Genomic DNA, 14,730 nt, shown 5'->3' on the forward strand with positions numbered 1-14,730 from the left:
GCGCCCGAAGGGATGGTTAGCGAAACGGTAATGAAACGCGGCTATTCCTAATGAAATCGAAGGTTTCGGCGGCCCGCGGCGGGTCTGCCGGCAAAGCGAGGATTGTGTTTTGCGTATCCGTATCCCGACCGCAATGACTGCGGCCGCCCTCATTCTTGCGCCCGTTTCCGCCCTGGCTGGCGACGGCGAATATTTCTGGTCCGGTGACTGGTATCTGAAGGTCGGCGCCGCCGGGTTCGCCGCGCCGCGCTATCAGGGCGCCAAGTCCTATCTGTTCCAGGTCACACCGATGATCTCGCTCGGCAAGGCCGGCAGCACGGTGCGCTTCTCCTCTCGCAACGACAATCCGTCCTTCGCGCTCATCGACAATGGCGGCTTCCGTGCCGGTGCCACCGGCAAGCTGGTCATGCCGCGCGACGAGGACGATTCCGAGGATTTCAAGGGCCTGACGCCGGTCAAGCTCGGCGGTGAACTCGGTGCCTTCGCCGAGGCCTATCCGACCGACTGGCTGCGCGTGCGCGGCGAAGTGCGCCATGGTATTCGCAGCCATCACGCTGTCGTCGCCGATCTCTCGGCCGATGCCTTCGTCGATGTCCGCCCGGATGTGCGCATCTCCGCCGGCCCGCGCATGACGCTCGCCTCGAAGGACTATATGAACGCCTATTACGGCGTGAAGCCCGGCCAGACCGCCGAGTCCGGCCTTGCCGCCTACAATCCGAACGGCGGCGTCGAATCCATCGGTGCGGGCGCGGCGATCACCTGGCAGGTCAACGAGAAGATCGAGACCAGCGCCTTCGCCGAATACAAGCGCCTCGTCGGCCCGGCCGCGGATTCGAGCCTCGTCAAGCAGCGCGGCGACCGCGACCAGTTCCTGATCGGTCTTTCGGCGACCTATCGCTTCGATTTTACGCTGCGGTAAGACCATGCGGCCTCGTGGCGGCTTGACCCCGGTCGAGCCGCTTGCGATCTAGGCTGCATGATGAGCCAGACACCCGATTCAAGTCACCCCGATTCAGGCCGCGTCGCCGACGCCCCCTCGCAGAACTGGGTTTACCGCGTGCTGCCGCGCGGTCTCTGGCCCTATGCGCAGCTTGCCCGCTGGGACCGGCCGATCGGCTGGCAGCTGCTGATGCTGCCGTGCTTCTGGTCGGCGGCGCTGGCGGCCAATGTGGCGGCCTCCGCCGGCACATTCAGCGCCGGGCGCCTCGTCTGGCATCTCCTGCTGTTCTTCATCGGCTCGGTTGCGATGCGCGGCGCCGGCTGCACCTACAATGATCTCGTCGACCACGAGATCGACAACGCGGTGGCGCGTACGCGCTCGCGCCCGCTGCCGTCGGGCCGCGTCACGCGCGGCCAGGCAAAGATCTTCATGGTTCTGCAGGCCCTTGCCGGTCTCGTGGTGCTGCTGCAGTTCAACACCTTCTCGATGGTGCTCGGCGTTGCCTCGCTCGCCATCGTCGCGATCTATCCCTTCGCCAAGCGCTTTACCGACTGGCCGCAATTCTTCCTCGGCATGGCTTTTTCCTGGGGCGCACTGATGGGCTGGGCAACGGAGTTCGGCACGCTCGCCGCCGCCCCCGTCGCGCTCTATATCGCCGCCATCGCCTGGACGATCGGCTATGACACGATCTACGCCCATCAGGACAAGGAGGACGATGCGCTGATCGGCGTGCGCTCGACCGCGCGCCTGTTCGGCGAGAAGACCGCGCAATGGCTGATGGGTCTCTACGGCCTGACGGTCGCGATGATCGCCGTCGCGTTCTGGCTGGCCGGCGTGGGGCTTGTCGCGTGGCTTGGCCTTGCCGTCGTGGCACTGCTTCTCGCGCGCCAGATCGGCTCGCTGGAAATCGACGACCCCGAACAGTGCCTGGCGCTGTTCAAGTTCAACGGGGTCGTCGGTCTGATCCTGTTTGTCGGGCTGATCGCCGCGCTGCCCTTCGCGTAGGGCATACACAGCCGAAGCGAAATCGCTTCGGCGCCGAACAGACAATCAAGTCAATCAGGCGGTCTTCAGAACGCTTGCCGGTGCGTCGGCGTCGATCCGGCGTGCGCCGCCATATTCCGTCGTGCGGTCGAAGCCGATGCCCGAGGCGCCTGAGCGGCGGCTGGTGGCGACGACCTGGAACGCATTGAGCGCGCCACGGTGGAAGGAGAGGGCGCAGAGCGAGAGATAGAGCAGCCAGATGCGGGTCTGCGGCATGCCGACGAGGGCGGCACCCTCTTCCTTGCGGTCATAAAGGCGGCGCACCCAGTGCTCGGTCGTGTAGCCGAAATGCTCGCGCACGGCTTCCACTTCATGCACCTCGAAGCCGGCCTGTTCGAGCGCGCCGGTGGTCATGCCGATATGGTCGAGCTCGCCGCCGGGGAAGATGTATTTGATGATGAACTGCATATAGGGCGTCAGCCGTGGGAAATCTTCCGGGCGCGCCGTGTTGCGGCGGAAGCTCGCCTGGCCGAAATAGACGCCGCGCGGGCGCATGTGCTTGCGCAGGTACTTGTAGAAGTCCTGGTGGTTGGCGATGCCGACATGCTCGATCATCTCGACCTGGGCGATCTTGTCGAAGACCTGGTCGTCGGAAAGGCTGCGGCAATCGCGCAGTTCCACCTTCACGCGGTCGCCGAGGCCCATATTGGCGACCTTGGTCTTCACATGGGCGAACTGCTCTTCCGACAGCGTCGTGCCGTAGGCTTCGACACCATAATGCTGGGCGGCGTAGCACAGGAGGCCACCCCAGCCGCAGCCGGGGTCGAACAGCTTGTCGCCGGGGGCGAGCCGCAGCTTGCGGCAGATCAGGTCGAGCTTGTTCAGCTGCGCTTCGTCGAGCGACGAATCCGACGTCGGGAAATAGGCCGAGGAATAGACCATCTCCTTGTCGAGGAAGAGCTCGTAGAAGGCGTTGGAGAGATCGTAGTGGAAGCCGATCATCTCCTTGTCGTCACGGCCGCTGGTCGGTTTGACGCCGGCCGTCTTGGTGAAGCGCTTGACGAAAGATGAAACGGAATAGCTTTTCAGAAGAAGGGGCAGCGCCATCTTCAGCATGCGCACCTTGTTGACCTTGCGGTGCAGGGAGAGGAACTGCAGATGGTCGACCCGGCGCATCGCATCGACGGGGTTAGCGCCGACGATGTCGAGATCGCCCGTCGCATAGAGTTCGGCCACGCTGATCAGCGACGGCGCGCGCAAGAGGCGGCGTAGCACGTTGGCGGAAGCAATGACGAAACGGATATCGTCCTTGGCACCGGTGCCGAGCGGGATGATCGTGCCGTCCCAAAGTTCAAGGCAGATATTGACGTCGAGATGTTTCGCCAATTCTCCGATGACGGCCTTGGTTGCTTGCAGTTCCCGTTCCGTACCAAGTTCGCGCGACATAAAGAGACTTCCCGACGTTTCAAACCGGAGTGCAATGTGCTGTTTCACGGACTGTTGTCAACCGCCGCGGGCAAAATGTCGGGGAATACAGGGCGCTCGAAGCCCTGATTTACCGGTAGCGCGGCGCCCGCCCTCCGGCCGCGCTACGCTCTTCGAGGCGCCGCAGGGTTGCGGGGTGTACGGCGAGTTCAAACCCGCGGCGCGGCGGGCGGCCGCGCTCGATAAGAGCCGCATCGGCCTTGCGGACCTGGACGAGAAGGGTGGTGAAGAGCTTTGCCATCGTTATTGTGTCCTTGCGTTCTGCGCCGCGGCTTAGGCCGCTCGTGTTGAACGCTCTTTCCCACGCGGCGCGCGGCAAAAGTGTTCCGGAGGGAACAGGGCACGAAAAAAGCCGGCCGCAGGGGACGGCCGGCTTTTGGTCCATTCCCGACACGAGGCGGTCGCGCCCGGAATGGCCGAAGAGAAAGGGCGTCATCGCGACTGGAGGAAGCGCAGACGCCCCAAGGGCTCATGTTATCGGCATGCTCAACGGCGAGCGATGATCTCTCGGCCGTCGATCTTCATCTGCACGCCGAGCTTGCCCGTCGTGCGGCGCACGAGGAAGCGCGGGCGGCGATCTGCGAAATAGGAGTGGCGGCGGCGCGGCTTGGCGGGCCGGTTCGTGCCGGTCAGGTGGTCGTCGAGCGGGCGGGCGACGCCGTCGGCTTCCACCATCAGCATGGGAATACGGTAGGCGTCCGCCCAGCTGCGCCAGTCGGCGGCAATGTCGCAGAGGTCATGCGCCACGAGGAGCGGGATGCAGAGATCCGGATCGTCATGGTGCAGTTCCAGCGTCACGGTCACGTCGCCGTTGCCATGGTCGATGGCGCGGGCGGCGACACCCTTGAAGGCGCGGGCCGGCAGTGCGATGGAGAGCGGCAGGCCGCTCGACGGCAGGATCTTGCGCAGCACGGCGCCGCGTTCGTCGAGGGTGATGGTGGCATCTGTTCCCTCGCCGCGCAGCTCGAAGGTCATCGCCTGCGGGAAGCGCTTGGGATCGAGGCGGAGCGTGGTGCCGGCCCAGGCCGGCTTGGAAACGGTATTCAGCATGTCTTTCGCCCTTGTTTTCCTTGAGAGCCGGTTTCCGGTCTTCTCATCGGGACTTTTCGTCCTCTGAGGGCGAGAATAGGCGTGGCCCCTTCCTCGTCGCTTAAAAATCGCGGTTAAAAAAACTTTGCGCTTTCTGATGGTTATCAAAACCGCACGGGCTAGGGTTTAGGAGAAGTGAACATCGCCCGGGGCATTTGAACCGTTGCGGAGAAAGGCCCGGACAAGCCACGCGCGCGAAAATACGGTATAATCGGCCTGCGTATGATCCGAAGGAAGAGCGCCTCGATGCTGTCGACCTATACGAGCTACAACCTCATCGCGAACGACATGTTGAAGTCGCTGAACCGCACCGCGACGGAAACGGTCAACGCCCGTGATGCGGAATATTACAAGGAAAACATTGGCAAGGTCACCTCGGTCGACGAATTCCTTGGCGACTACCGGCTCTATTCCTACGCGGTGAAGGCCTTCGGTCTCGAGGAGATGACCTACGCCAAGGCCTTTATGAAGAAGGTGTTGGACAGCGACCTGACGGACAGCGCGAGTTTCGCAAACAGCCTGACGGACGAGCGCTACCGTAACTTCGCGGCCGCCTTCAGCTTCGCCGATTCGACCGCCTCCGCGCAGACCGAAGTGCAGCTCGACGAGACGATCGGCCTCTACACCGCGACCGCCAACAATGCCGGCGACGTCATCAAGGAAGAGACGCGCTACTACAATATCGTTATCGACAGTACGACCAATGTTGATCAGTTCCTCAACAACGACCGTCTGCGCAATTACATGTTCACGTCCTACGGCATCGACCCGGACACCTATTCGCGCGCGACGGTCCGCGGCGTGCTGACGAGCGATCTCAACGATCCCGCAAGCTATTTCAACACGCAATTCGAGCCGAAGAAGACGGCGGCCGTGGCGGCGATCCAGGCCGCATCGGACGAATTGTCGACCTTGGCGAACAACGCCACCAACGCCGCCCGCATTGCCCAGCTGAAGGCCGAGATCACCAAGCAGAATGCTGTCATCACGGGCGTCGAGAAATATCGTACGCTGGCGGAAGCCTATAATTTCAACCCTGATGGCACGGCGACGGCCGGCAGCGTTCAGGATGCCAGCCAGAAGGCGGCGACGAACGAGCTCTACACGCTTTCGAACCCGCGCGTGACCTCGGCTGCGGCGCTGCTCAACCGGGCCTATTTCGAGGAGAAGATCGGCTCCGTCACGAGCGTGAGCGAGCTTGTCAGTGATTCTCGCATGCTGAGCTACGTCAAGACGGCCTTTGGGCTCGACAAGCTCTCGGTCGTCAGTTCCACGATTTCCAACATCCTGACGAGCAGTGCCGATCCGAGCGACACGTCGAGCTATATCAATCTGTTCGGCGGAGAGGACAAGGCGGCGTATTTCGCGCTGCGCAACGCCTTCAACTTCCAGGAGGACGGCACGCTTGCGGCCGGCGATGCCGCCCAGACGGCTGCGCAGACAGCGACTGTCGGCAACGCCTATATGAACACTTACAACGACAAGGACGACGAGGCGGACGCGACCGCCGTCAAGCGCTTCAAGAGCCAGATCAGCGCGGTCAAGACGGTGGCGGACTTCGTCGGCGAGTCTTCGGTGTACGACTTCGCGTTGAAGGCCTTCGGCCTCGATCCGAAGAAGGTCTCCGCGCTGACGATCAAGAATGTGCTGAAAAGCGACCTCAACGATCCCAAGAGCTACGTGTACCAGCTCAAGGACGAACGCTATGTCGAGCTTGCCAAGGCGTTCAATTTTGATGCGAAGGGCACCATCACCGCGCCAAAGCTCGCGCAATCCGAGGCCGAGATCATCGTCACCTCGCGCGCCTATGTAGTGGAAAAATCCCGTTTCGGAACGGAGGACGACAAGACCAAGGCGCAGGACGAGGCGAAATATTACTCCGTCCAGATGCAGAAGATCGAATCCGTCGATGAGCTGCTGGCCGACAAGCGCCTCGTCAACTTCGTGCTCGAAGCCAACGATATCGACCCCAAGAGCGTCGATACCACCTTCCTGAAGAAGATTTTCGCCTCCGACCTCGACGATCCCAAGAGCTTCGTCAACCAGCAGGCCGACCGTGCCTACCGCAAGATCGTCGCCTCGTTCAATTTCAATGCCGAGGGTAAGGTCCAGCAGCCCGATGACGCGCAGATCCAGTCACGCCGCGGCATCTACGAGACGATCGACAACTATGTGCGCCAGCAGCTGGAAGAGGAGGCGGGCAACGACAATGCCGGCGTGCGCCTCGCGCTCTATTTCGAGCGCAAGGCCGGCACGATCTCCAGCGCCTACGACGTTCTCGCCGATGACGCGCTCTTCGAGGTGTTCAAAACGCTCTTCCAATTGCCGGACGAAGTGGGTAGCGCCGACATCGACGCCCAGGCCGATATGGTCAAGCGCTACCTGAAGCTCGAAGACCTGCAGGACCCGGAAAAGGTCTCGAAGATGATCGTCAAGTTCTCGGTGCTCTACGACCTCGACAACCAGGCCACCGACAATCCCGCTTTGTCGGTGCTGACCAGCTCCGGCTCCGCCGGAATCAGCGCTGACACGATGATGTCGCTCGCGCAGCTGCGCACCGGCGGTTAACGTTCAGATCGCGACGACCTTGCCGGGGTTCATGATGCCGGCCGGGTCGAAGGCATGCTTGACCCTTCGCATCAGGTCCATCTCGATCGGCGCGCGCACCGCCGCCAGCTCATCGCGCTTCAGCTGGCCGATGCCGTGTTCGGCGGAGATCGAGCCGTCGTATTTCAGGACGATGCCGTGCACGAGATGGTTCATCTCGCGCCAGCGGTCGAGGAAGGCCTCCTTGTCGGCGCCGACGGGCTGCGAGATGTTGTAGTGGATATTGCCGTCGCCCATATGGCCGAAGGAACAGATGCGCGCGCCCGGCATCGCCGCCATCACGGCCGCATCGGCCTCGGCCATGAAAGCCGGAATGGAGGAGACCGGCACGGAGACGTCGTGCTTGATCGAGCCGCCCTCCGGCTTCTGCGCCGGCGACATGCTTTCGCGCATATGCCAGAGCGCCTTGCGCTGTTCCTCGCTGGAGGCGATCACGGCATTCTCGACCGGTCCTGCCTCGATGCCTTCGGCCAGCAGCGCCTCCATCATGCGGCTCGCCGTCTCGGCGGCGTCCGACGTCGAGATATCGATCAGCACATACCAGTCATGCCGGGTGGCGAGCGGATCGCGCACGCCGGGAATGTGCCGCGTGGTGAAATCGACGCCGAGGCGCGGCATCAGCTCGAAGCCGGTCAGTGCCGCGCCGCAGCGGCTCGCGGCACGCTCGAAGAGGGCGAGCGCATCCTCGACGGATTTCAGTCCGGCAAAGGCCACCTCGTGGCCGAGCGGGCGCGGAAAGAGCTTTAGCACCGCTCCGGTGATGACGCCGAGCGAGCCCTCGGCGCCGATGAAGAGATCACGCAGGTCATAGCCGGTATTGTCTTTCTTAAGGCGGCGCAGGCCGTTCCACACCTCGCCGGTCGGCAGCACGACTTCAAGGCCGAGGCAGAGCTGGCGCATATTCCCATAGGCGAGCACCGCGGTGCCGCCGGCATTGGTGGAAAGGTTGCCGCCGATCTGGCAGGTGCCTTCCGAGCCGAGCGACAGTGGGAAGAGCCGGTCGACCTCTTCCGCCGCCTTCTGTATGTCCGCCAGCACCGCACCGCCGTCGGCGACGATGACATTGCCGACCGGATCGACATCGCGGATGCGGTTGAGGCGCGAGAGCGACAGCACGACATCCGCCATGCCCTCGCGCGGCACGCTGCCGCCCACATGGCCCGTATTGCCGCCCTGCGGCACGATGGCCGTGCCGGTTTCGGTGGCGAGCGCCAGGATCGCCGAGACCTCCTTCACCGAGCCGGGCCGCAGCACCAGCGGCGAGGTGCCATGGTAGAGCCCTCGGCTTTCGACGAGATAGGGCGCGATGTCCTTGTCTTCGACCAGCGCATGGGCCGGACCGGTGATGGCGGCGAAACGGGCGATCAGCGCGGGGGAAAGCGTTGCGGCAACCATGGTCGTCGTCTCCATATCATCCGCGCGGGGCGGCGGCCCGCTGCAAACGGTCGTTGATCGCCTCGCCGAGGCCGGTGGCGGGAATGGGTGCGAAGGCGATTGCATCCGCACCCGTGGCGTCCGCCTGTTTCATATAGCCGAAGAGATTGGCGGCGGCTTCCGCAAGGTCGCCGGACGGGCTGAGGTCGAGCACCAGGGCGGCTTGCGCCTCGCCGGGAAGCGGCGCGCCCCCGAAGCGGATCAGCACTTCGCCGGGCCGCACGTCGCTTGCATTAAGCCGCACCGGTGCATCCGGCGCATAGTGCGAGGCGAGCATCCCGGGCGCCTCGATGGTCGCGCCGGCCGTCTCGTTGCGCTGAACGGTGAGGCCGGTGACGCGTTCGATCTCGGCGGCGTCCAGTCCGCCGGGCCTCAGCAGGCGGATCGTCTCGCCCTCGACCTTGATGATTGTCGACTCGAGCCCGACCACTGCCGGCCCGCCATCGAGCACCAGTTCGAGCCTCGAGCCGAAATCGTCGGCGACATGGCGGGCGGTGGTGGGGCTGATGCGGCCGGACGTGTTGGCGCTGGGGGCGGCGAGCGGCTTGCCGAAGACGGCGAGCAGCCGGCTGGCAAATCCCTTGGGAATGCGGATGCCGACCGTATCAAGCCCGGCCCGCGCCAACGGATGGATGGCGCTCTCGGGTCGGATCGGCAGGATCAGCGTCAGTGGCCCTGGCCAGAACGCTTCGGCGATCTTGCGCGACAGCGGATCGAAAACGGCATGTCTTTCCGACATGGCAAGATCGGCCATGTGGCAGATCAGCGGGTTGAAGCGCGGCCGGCCCTTCATTTCATAGATGCGGGTGATGGCGAGCGGATTGGTGGCGTCGGCGGCAAGGCCATAGACCGTCTCGGTCGGGATGGCGACCGGCACGCCGCGACCGAGCGTTTCGGCGGCGCGCGCCAGCGCTTCCTCCGCATCCCTGCGCGTATCAACGATGTCAGCCATTTCGCCCTTCCGTCTTTGCCGCTTCCTTTACAGGGCTTTGCCGGCAAATGCCAAGAGTTCGGCGGATGGCTAAAATTCGAACGGCCGGATTAGAGGGCTCGAAAGACGGGACTGTTATGGTCACGGTGAAAAGTCCCGCAAGCAGGTCCGCATCTGAATGGCAAACAGGAAATCCTCGACCACCGACGTCGCCTTGCGCGTTGCAACGGCCATGAAGCAGATGGGCATAGACGGCCTGCCGCGCAACTACGAACTGGTCTACGAGGCCTATGCCGGCAGCAACCCGGATCTCGTACGCGACTTCATCGCGCTCGGTAAATACAAGACCCAGGCCGCGCTCGATGAACTCGGCCGCAAATACCTGCCGCACCAGCACGAGGCGAGCGTGCTGCAGCGCTCCGCGGGTGCGATCAGCAACGAGATGAGCAATTTCATGGACCTGCTCAGCCAGGAGCGCTCCTCGCTGAACGACTATGGCCGCCTGATCGGCGAGGCCTCGCAGGTGATCGGCAGCGTCGGCGGGGCGCTCGGCAGTTCGCTCGAAGCCTTGCAGCGTGCCACCGAGCTGCGTGTCACCCACACGGCGGAAATGGCGGAAAAGGTCGCCGCGCAATCGGCCACGATGGACGGCATCCAGAAGGAGATGGCGGAATTCGAGGCGATGAAGTTCGTCGATCCGCCGACCAAGCTCGGCAATCGGCGCGCCTTCAACAAGGCGCTCGCCCGAGTCTATTCGAACCCCAATCTGCCGATGCTCTGCGGCGTCGTGGTGGCGGAGGTGGATGCCGAACGCCGCTTCTCACCGGCCCAGATCGAGGCTCTGTCCGATCATCTCGTGACCTTCTACGGCGGCCTCATCCGCCAGGCCTTCCCGACGAACGACCTTGCCGTACGCTTCGATGGCTTGCGCTTCGGCTTCCTATTCAACACGGCTGATGAAGGGGAGGTGGAGCGGCTGATCGACCTCCTGCGCGCCGCCTTCCAGACGGTGGCGCTGCGCGACCCGCGCACCAACCGCAATCTCGGCCATCTCACGCTGTCGGCCGGGGTCTGCATGTCGGATCGCGCCGACAGTGCGCTGGACCTCTCCTCGGCCTGCGAGCGGGCGCTTCTGGAGGCGAAGGCCTCCGGCGGCGACCAGATCGTCATCTACGGCCGCGGCGACGAGGTGCCGGCGGGCAAGGAATGGATGCTGTATCGGGCGTGAGAAAGCGATCTCGGAAACCCGCACGGTTCGTGTCGGGCGCGTTATAAGTCCGGCTTGGGAATGGCCATCAAGGGCCGCGTATCAACACGATTAAACTCGAGTTCCCCGAAGTCGCCCGCGATTGTCTCATAGAGTATGACATCAATGAGCGCACCGTCTTTGTCATTCGAGAGTTGGGAGGCGGCCAATGTCACGCTCCCAGCCGTGAGCGTGGCGCTTCTGATGGTGTGCGCGTTGTCTACTATGCAATCGACCACTTGCACGGCATCCAAATAGTCATCGGGCCAGTCAGGCTCGAACTTTTTTATCCAAAGCCTTTCAAGTTCGACCAGATATCTGGGATTTGCCGTCCACATGCCGTTCGACGTCTCGTGCTTTCGAAATCTGATGGCGATCTGTCGACAGACTAAAGCGCCTGAATGATCTTGCGCAGCGCCTCGTTGCGGGCGCCGAGCATCAGCACGTTCTTCATGGCGAGCTTGGGATCATCCGTGCGGAAGATAACGCCGTTGCCGCGCACCTTGCGGTCGATCGCGAGACGACCTTCATGGTCCGTCGGCGTGATGGCCACGGCGAAGTACATGCGGCCGTGCTTTTTCGAAATGCCGGCGAAGAACTGCTCTTCCTCGCCGATCTCGGCAAAGAAATTGGCCATGTAGAAGGCCCATTGCACATTCTGGAAATCCGCGAAACTCGAATTGGCCACGGTGATATGGCAATAGCCGAGATGCGGTGTCTCTGCGAGCGTGCGGTGGAAGATCAGCTTCGGAAAATGGATGGAGCGGTGAAAACCGTTGATGCGGTCATGGGTGACGGTGCCGGCGCGTTCCAGCTTGCGGCCCGTGCGTTCGGCCACCTCGGCATAGGAGAGATAGCGTTTCTCGCTTGGGCTCCAGTTGTCGGGCGTGCGGTCGATGCGGCCGGTGCGCAGGAATTCCGTGTGCACGGCGGATTTCGGCGGGTTCGCGCGCTTATAGGCCACGGCATCGTAATAGCGAAACTTCGTCTGCTGTTGCTGCACGCCGCGCACTCCCTGTTCGCGCGGCGCTTTGCGCGCACGCCCTGATGGCGAAAGTTTATGGAAACGCCGTTAAGCATTCCTTGCGGTTTACCCCCTCAAACCTTGCAGGGCGATTTTCATGGTCGCAATATGACAAGGTGCCGCTTTACGCGCCGCCTTGCCTGTTCTCGCGCCAATACGCGTGATTAAAAGGCATATTATATTGATATATATCGATAAATATTGCAGTGGAGGCAAGCCGCCTTCATTTCTCGTCTGTCGTCAAATCATGAAGACGCGTCGTTTTTTGACATGTCGAGCCATGATTCTTGCGGTTAGATAAAGACACTCAAGGTGTCGCCTTCTAGGGAGGGCGGAGAATTGGGAAGCCGGTTGAAATCCGGCGCTGCCCCCGCAACGGTGTTGGAGAAAAAGCGGCAAAAAGCCACTGGACGGAAGTCTGGGAAGGCGCCGCATCGGTCGCAGGCTTCGTCCTGCATGACCACTCCTCAGCCCGGAAACCAGCCTGGAGAAAAGATCGTGACTGGCTGCGGCGGGCGGCCGGGAAGCGTGCACGCCGGGCGTTTTCACGCCCGGATGCCGTCTCCTCCGTGCGCCTCATCCCTAACTGGACTTATGAGGATTGCCATGGATATCCGCAGCGACGTGCTCCGCAAGCTCAAGAACCGGCGTGAAGGCCACAGCCTCGAACAGGCCTTCTACATCGACCCCGACCTTTATAAGCTCGACATGGAGACGATCTGGTATCGCGACTGGCTGTTCATCGGCCATGACTGCGAAATCCCGAAGGCCGGCAATTATTTCACCGTTCAGGTCGGCGATTATCCGGTCGTTATCACCCGTGACCGCTCGGGCGCGGTCCGCGCGCTGCACAATTCCTGCCGCCACCGCGGCTCGCGCGTCTGCACCCAGCACAAGGGCACCTCGGCCAAGCTCGTCTGTCCCTATCACCAGTGGACCTACGAACTGGACGGCTCGCTGCTCTTCGCCCGCCACATGGCGGAGGATTTCGACAGGACGCAGCACAGCCTGAAGCCGATCCATTGCGAAACCCTCGGCGGCTACATCTTCATCTGCCTTGCCGATGACGCACCGGATTTCTCCGCCTTCCGCGCCACCGCCGAACCCTATCTTGCCCGCCACCGTCTCGGCGAAACCAAGGTCGCCTTCGAAAGCACGATCATCGAGAAGGGCAACTGGAAGCTCGTCTGGGAAAACAACCGCGAGTGCTATCACTGCGCCGCCAACCATCCCGAACTCTGCCGCACCTATCCGGAGGCGCCTACCGCCACGGGTGTGCAGGGCGCCAAGGATGATCCTGTCATCGCCGCGCATTGGGCGAAATGCGAGGCCGCCGGCCTGCCGAGCGAGTTCCGCATGTCGCCGACCGGCCAGTTCCGTGCCGCCCGCATGCCGCTCATCCAGGATGCCGAAAGCTACACCATGTCCGGCGCGCGCGCCGTCCAGCGCCCGCTGTCGAATGATGTACTGGAAAGCGGCATCGGCACGCTGCTGCTCTTCCATTATCCGACGACCTGGAACCATGTGCTGGCCGACCACGCCATCACCTTCCGCGTTCTGCCGCTCGGCCCGGAACTGACGCAGGTCACGACCAAGTGGCTGGTCAACAAGGATGCCGTCGAGGGCGTCGATTACCGGCTCGACGAGCTCACTCATGTCTGGACCGAGACCAACGATCAGGATCGCCAGATCGTCGAGGAAAACGCCTTCGGCATCCGCTCGCCGGCCTACCAGCCCGGCCCCTATTCGCCGGAGGACGAGGGTGGTGTCATGCAGTTCGTCGAATGGTATTCGAACTTCATGATCGATCGGCTGGACAACAAGAAACCGATGTCGCGGGTGGCCTGACATGACGATTGCGAGCCAATTCCGTCACTTCGACGAACTTCACCCCTGGCACGATCGCCACAACCTGCTCGAATGCATCGCCGCCACCGTGGAAACGGCCGACGTGATGACCTTCACCTTCCGTTCCGATGAGAAGAACTGGTTCCGCTATCTGCCGGGCCAGTTCGTCACACTGGAACTGCCGGTGTCGGAAGACGAGCCGGTGATGCGCACCTATACGCTCTCCTCGACACCCTCGCGGCCGTTCTCCGTCGCCGTGACGGTTAAGGCGCAGAAGAACTCTATCGGAACGCGCTGGATGTTCGATCATCTGCGCCCTGGCATGACGCTGAGGGCCTTCGGCCCGCTCGGCGATTTCTCCTTCGTGCGCTATCCGGCGGAAAAGTACCTGTTCATCTCGGCGGGCTCCGGTGTGACGCCGATGATGTCGATGACGCGTTGGATGGCGGATTGCGCGCCGCAATCCAACGTCGCCTTCGTCTCTTGCGCCCGCAAGCCCGAGGACCTGCTGTTCAAGCCGGAACTCGAATGTCTCGCCGCCCAGATGCCGAACCTCGCGCTCGGCTTCGTCGTGGAAGGCCACAATCCGCGTGACGGGTGGCACGGCCTGCGCGGCCGTATCGATGCCGCCCGCCTCTCGCTGCTCGCGCCCGATTTCCGCGAGCGCACCGTATTCTGCTGCGGCCCCGAACCGTTCATGCGCGGGGTCAAGGACATGCTGAAGGTCTGCGGCTTCGACATGAACCGCTACCACGAGGAAAGCTTCCAGCCCGCCAATGCGCCCGCTCCGGAGGCGATCGCCATCCGCGCCGGTGCGGGCGAGCAGGCGGTCGACGCTAACGCCGTCTCAACCGTCACCTTCACCATGGCCGGGAAGGACGCCCAATGCCCCCCCGGCCAGACGATCCTGCAGACCGCCCGCGCCGCCGGCGTGCGCATCGGCGCCGCCTGCGAGGGCGGCCTCTGCGGCACATGCCGCGTCATGAAGGTCTCGGGAGAGGTGGAGATGCACCACAATGGCGGCATTCTCGACGACGAAATCGAGGAAGGCTACATCCTCGCCTGCTGCTCGCGGCCCATCGGCGACGTGCAGATCGAGGCGTGAAGGATGCGCCGGTGCAGCCACGCTGCGCCGGCGGTAA

13 protein-coding genes and 1 riboswitch are annotated in these 14,730 nt (G+C 63.0%); of the genes, 6 read left to right on the forward strand and 7 right to left on the reverse strand.

The window, feature by feature from the left end; genetic code table 11:
* Window positions 1–109 precede the first annotated feature (109 nt).
* Together D0Y60_RS08235 and ubiA are read left to right on the forward strand one after the other, a co-directional pair.
* Window positions 110–919 (forward strand): MipA/OmpV family protein, encoded by an 810-nt coding sequence (locus D0Y60_RS08235; RefSeq protein ID WP_199564126.1) that lies wholly within the window; start codon window positions 110–112, stop codon window positions 917–919.
* 60 nt (window positions 920–979) lie between these two features.
* Window positions 980–1,945, forward strand: coding sequence for a 4-hydroxybenzoate octaprenyltransferase (gene ubiA, locus D0Y60_RS08240; protein WP_117369661.1), 966 nt, complete (start codon window positions 980–982; stop codon window positions 1,943–1,945).
* Window positions 1,946–1,999: 54 nt separating this feature from the next.
* On the opposite strand, the gene D0Y60_RS08245 is transcribed toward ubiA, so the two are convergent.
* The 3 genes from D0Y60_RS08245 to D0Y60_RS08250 form a co-directional block, all read right to left on the reverse strand.
* On the reverse strand, window positions 2,000–3,370 hold the full coding sequence (locus D0Y60_RS08245; protein WP_117368699.1) for a cyclopropane-fatty-acyl-phospholipid synthase family protein: 1,371 nt from the start codon (window positions 3,368–3,370) through the stop codon (window positions 2,000–2,002).
* Between the two features lie 109 nt (window positions 3,371–3,479).
* Window positions 3,480–3,650: a hypothetical protein gene (locus tag D0Y60_RS24720; protein ID WP_158565434.1), complete on the reverse strand. Its 171-nt coding sequence runs from the start codon at window positions 3,648–3,650 to the stop codon at window positions 3,480–3,482.
* Window positions 3,651–3,895: 245 nt separating this feature from the next.
* Window positions 3,896–4,459 (reverse strand): DUF6101 family protein, encoded by a 564-nt coding sequence (locus tag D0Y60_RS08250; RefSeq protein ID WP_117368701.1) that lies wholly within the window; start codon window positions 4,457–4,459, stop codon window positions 3,896–3,898.
* Between the two features lie 285 nt (window positions 4,460–4,744).
* On the opposite strand from D0Y60_RS08250, the gene D0Y60_RS08255 reads away from it, so the two are divergent.
* Window positions 4,745–7,066: a DUF1217 domain-containing protein gene (locus D0Y60_RS08255; RefSeq protein ID WP_117368703.1), complete on the forward strand. Its 2,322-nt coding sequence runs from the start codon at window positions 4,745–4,747 to the stop codon at window positions 7,064–7,066.
* 3 nt (window positions 7,067–7,069) lie between these two features.
* Here D0Y60_RS08255 and D0Y60_RS08260 read toward each other — a convergent pair whose 3' ends face one another.
* Window positions 7,070–8,500: an FAD-binding oxidoreductase gene (locus D0Y60_RS08260; RefSeq protein ID WP_117369663.1), complete on the reverse strand. Its 1,431-nt coding sequence runs from the start codon at window positions 8,498–8,500 to the stop codon at window positions 7,070–7,072.
* Window positions 8,501–8,516: 16 nt separating this feature from the next.
* On the reverse strand, window positions 8,517–9,491 hold the full coding sequence (locus D0Y60_RS08265; protein ID WP_117368705.1) for an L-threonylcarbamoyladenylate synthase: 975 nt from the start codon (window positions 9,489–9,491) through the stop codon (window positions 8,517–8,519).
* 157 nt (window positions 9,492–9,648) lie between these two features.
* On the opposite strand from D0Y60_RS08265, the gene D0Y60_RS08270 reads away from it, so the two are divergent.
* Window positions 9,649–10,698 carry a diguanylate cyclase gene (locus D0Y60_RS08270; RefSeq protein ID WP_117368707.1) on the forward strand — a complete coding sequence of 350 codons (1,050 nt, stop codon included), beginning with the start codon at window positions 9,649–9,651 and terminating at the stop codon, window positions 10,696–10,698.
* Window positions 10,699–10,739: 41 nt separating this feature from the next.
* Here D0Y60_RS08270 and D0Y60_RS08275 read toward each other — a convergent pair whose 3' ends face one another.
* Window positions 10,740–11,054 (reverse strand): hypothetical protein, encoded by a 315-nt coding sequence (locus tag D0Y60_RS08275; RefSeq protein WP_117368709.1) that lies wholly within the window; start codon window positions 11,052–11,054, stop codon window positions 10,740–10,742.
* Between the two features lie 50 nt (window positions 11,055–11,104).
* On the reverse strand, window positions 11,105–11,680 hold the full coding sequence (locus D0Y60_RS08280) for a DUF6656 family protein (protein ID WP_117369665.1): 576 nt from the start codon (window positions 11,678–11,680) through the stop codon (window positions 11,105–11,107).
* 353 nt (window positions 11,681–12,033) lie between these two features.
* Window positions 12,034–12,243, forward strand: a riboswitch (cobalamin riboswitch).
* A 103-nt stretch (window positions 12,244–12,346) separates the two neighbouring features.
* On the opposite strand from D0Y60_RS08280, the gene D0Y60_RS08285 reads away from it, so the two are divergent.
* Window positions 12,347–13,588: an aromatic ring-hydroxylating dioxygenase subunit alpha gene (locus D0Y60_RS08285; RefSeq protein ID WP_117368711.1), complete on the forward strand. Its 1,242-nt coding sequence runs from the start codon at window positions 12,347–12,349 to the stop codon at window positions 13,586–13,588.
* Between the two features lies 1 nt (window position 13,589).
* Window positions 13,590–14,693: a hybrid-cluster NAD(P)-dependent oxidoreductase gene (locus D0Y60_RS08290; RefSeq protein WP_117368713.1), complete on the forward strand. Its 1,104-nt coding sequence runs from the start codon at window positions 13,590–13,592 to the stop codon at window positions 14,691–14,693.
* The last annotated feature ends 37 nt before the right edge of the window (window positions 14,694–14,730 follow it).

Source organism: Shinella sp. WSJ-2 (assembly GCF_003432075.1).
Classification (GTDB): Bacteria; Pseudomonadota; Alphaproteobacteria; order Rhizobiales; family Rhizobiaceae; genus Shinella.